We start from the raw sequence: 537 nt of genomic DNA on the forward strand, positions 1-537 counted from the left end.
GGCGGGGGGCGGGGCGGTCTCAAGTGTGATGATGTGCAGACTCGCGTTCGGGAACTGTGAGGCAGCGTCCAGTAAGGCGCGCACTTCGCGTGCATGAGTCGCCGAATCTGACAAGTCGGCGCACGCCTGAATCAGCAGGACGGCTCCATCGGGGCTGAACGCGACAAAGTCCACCTCGTATCCAGAGGCAGTGCGTAGGTACGACACCTCCATTTTGCGCCGCAGCAGTTCCAGTAGCACGCAGGTCTCCAAGGCGTGCCCGACAGGGAAGGGGCGCGGCGCGGTGTAGAAGGGGATAAAGCCCGTGTCTATCGGATACACCGTGCGCGGATGTACCCGCTGCTGCGCCTGTGAGTAGGCGAAAAACGGCACGGTGCGGATCAGGAAGGCATCCTCCAGATGTCCCAGCAGGGTGTGGAGGGTGTCCTTGCTGACCGAGACGCCTTGCGAACGCAGGTCGTTGTAGAACTTGTTGATGCTGAACACCGCGCTAGGGTTGCTCAGCAGGTGGCGCACCAGCCGTCGCAGCACGCCGAT

General features: G+C 62.6%; 1 protein-coding gene. It reads right to left on the reverse strand.

The genetic code is table 11. From position 1 onward, the window contains the following. Positions 1–537 (reverse strand): DUF4143 domain-containing protein (locus NW837_RS15595; RefSeq protein ID WP_414332590.1); only part of this gene is annotated, 537 nt, incomplete at both ends.

The sequence above is a fragment of the Synechococcus sp. R6-10 genome (assembly GCF_047461815.1).
Classification (GTDB): Bacteria; Cyanobacteriota; Cyanobacteriia; order Thermostichales; family Thermostichaceae; genus Thermostichus.